This is a genomic window from Pelomonas sp. KK5, from assembly GCF_001984095.1.
Lineage (GTDB): Bacteria > Pseudomonadota > Gammaproteobacteria > Burkholderiales > Burkholderiaceae_C > KK5.
In genome coordinates this window covers 1-1,990 of record NZ_LYVQ01000442.1, presented here as the reverse complement: position 1 = coordinate 1,990, position 1,990 = coordinate 1, and the positions used below count along the sequence as shown (strand labels likewise).

General features: G+C 58.3%; 3 protein-coding genes. All 3 read right to left on the bottom strand.

Translation table 11 applies throughout. The features are described 5' to 3' along the window. Nucleotides 1-119: 119 nt before the first annotated feature. Nucleotides 120-512, bottom strand: a complete 393-nt coding sequence (locus tag B0W88_RS31460; protein WP_077038381.1) for a hypothetical protein — start codon at nucleotides 510-512, stop codon at nucleotides 120-122. Nucleotides 513-947: 435 nt separating this feature from the next. Further along, nucleotides 948-1,358, bottom strand: a complete 411-nt coding sequence (locus B0W88_RS31455) for a hypothetical protein (protein ID WP_077038380.1) — start codon at nucleotides 1,356-1,358, stop codon at nucleotides 948-950. A 113-nt stretch (nucleotides 1,359-1,471) separates the two neighbouring features. Further along, nucleotides 1,472-1,888, bottom strand: a complete 417-nt coding sequence (locus B0W88_RS31450; RefSeq protein WP_077038379.1) for a hypothetical protein — start codon at nucleotides 1,886-1,888, stop codon at nucleotides 1,472-1,474. Nucleotides 1,889-1,990: the final 102 nt, after the last annotated feature.

The window sequence follows — 1,990 nt, the reverse complement described above, 5'->3', positions numbered from 1 at the left end:
GCAGGATGAAGACGCATTTGCGGAAGCCTAACGATTGCGTTCAGCCGCGCCGTCAGGCGTCGGCTGGAACTGCGGGTTAGGCAGCACTGCCGGCAGACTAGATTGAGTACGCACTGCTTTTACATCACATGAATGTCGTCGAGGACGATCAGAAAGCCATCAGAGGCTTTGAGAATGTCGAATGTAGCCGTGAGGTCAGATGCGAAGCCATCGATATTCAGGTCGTACCAGATATAGCCATCGCCCACGGGCCGTGGTGATGGATACCAGTGAACGTCTTTTCGTTGGGTGATGTCAGTGGGAAGACCTTCAAGAGTGACGCGCTGCGTTGGCAGCGATTCGTTGTAAGCCTTGATGACGTCTCGCAGCAGCCGCGGCGTCCAGCGCATATGCCGCGACTGCGATGTGTAGGAAAACGCCGCGTCATAGTCCTCAGCCTCCATAAGACGAACCCATCCGTCGACAAACTCGATCAGTTCTTGGTCCGTGGCGGTAAGGGGAAGGTGACTCATGCGGCCTAACGATTGAATTCAGCGGCGCCGTTAGGCGTCCGCTGGAATGACGGGTTAGGCAGAGCATTGGTTCGTGCTTGCCTCGAGAACGCCAAGTCTAGCCACGCGGCCGGCCGCTGCAAACCAAGCTCTGTCGCGAAAACCGCGCGCGGACTTGCTTCCCCAAGTGCCGGCAGGCCAGCATGGGTGAGCCGCCTGCCAGAGGACAGGCGGCCGCGGCCGAACTTGGCAGGGCAGGCTGCGTCGGTAGGTGGAGGCGCGGCGCGAAGTGGCGCGTTCGAACTCGAACGAACAACGAGCATCGCTGCGCATTCCGTCGAAACCGAGAACGCCAGCTTCACCTTCACCGAGCAAGCCTCCGCGACATGATGGCGCTCTGGCAGTGCCTAACGATTGCGTTCAGCCGCGCCGTTAGGCGTCGGCTGGAACAGCGGGTTAGACGGCCCGCTTGTCGAACGAGGCAAGCAATGCCTCCATTTCGTGCAATGGCGCTGACAGGAAAGATTGGTCGAGTTCAATGGCGTACTCCAGCTTGTTCTCGTAAGTCGCTCTGGACCATGCTTCGCCTGTAAGTTTCACATGCCCGGCGGACTTCCCCGCGAGCCTTAAGGTGAACTGCCTTTCAATCGGCGAGAAGTCCGCCTGCCCTTGGAGCGACTCGTACAAGAGTCGGAGTTGCTGGGCGAAGACCTCAAAGTCCGCGACTTCCACCCAAGGTCGAATGGAACCGCGGAAGCCGTTTACCGAGATCTCCACTGAGGCCTGCGCCCAGCCATCCGTGGAGAACGACAACGGCAGATTGATTTGAATGTATTCGGCTTCGCTGCCGAAATGGATGCGCGTCATTGGACGTCTAACGATTGCGTTCAGCCGCGCCGTTAGGCGTCGGCTGGAACTGCGGGTTAGGCTGCTGCTTGGCTAGGCCAGTCGGCAGCGGAGACTCCGCCCAAGTCGACATCTCACTTTGGTGCGCTGCCCGCAGCCGACGCGGCACCTGCTGGACTCGTACGCTGCGCAAACTTTGGAAGTCTCGACAGTAGGTCCTCACCTTTGTCTAGCGCCGCGACAACTGTCGAGACGTCGTACTTCGCTGGCTCTGTCTTGTGATGCAAGATGGCCGAGTCGAGCAGTCTCCAGGCTTCGATAAATCGCGACCCGATTTCAATGGGGTTGAAGTAGGCCGCCAACGCGGTTGAAACCGCTGCAATGAAGCTAAGGATCTTTATCTGATTTGTCTTCAGCTGTTGAGTAAACACGCTGACAGCGGTGCTGGCCAAAATTCCCGCGGCAACTAGCACGATGCCTAACGTCAGATACAGGAGACCTACGGTATACCAGCCGTCGGCGCGCTTCAGAATCTCGTCGGGAAGTGACATTGAAGTCTCCTTGTGCTCGGAATGTTTGCGCAACTGTGAGAGACGTGTGTGATGCCTAACGATTGCGTTCAGCCGCGCCGTTAGGCGTCGGCTGGAACTGCG

Coding starts and splice junctions, on each gene's coding strand:
- B0W88_RS31450 (WP_077038379.1), bottom strand. CDS start 1,888: ATGTCACTTCCCGACGAGATTCTGAAGCGCGCCGACGGCTGGTATACC.
- B0W88_RS31455 (WP_077038380.1), bottom strand. CDS start 1,358: ATGACGCGCATCCATTTCGGCAGCGAAGCCGAATACATTCAAATCAAT.
- B0W88_RS31460 (WP_077038381.1), bottom strand. CDS start 512: ATGAGTCACCTTCCCCTTACCGCCACGGACCAAGAACTGATCGAGTTT.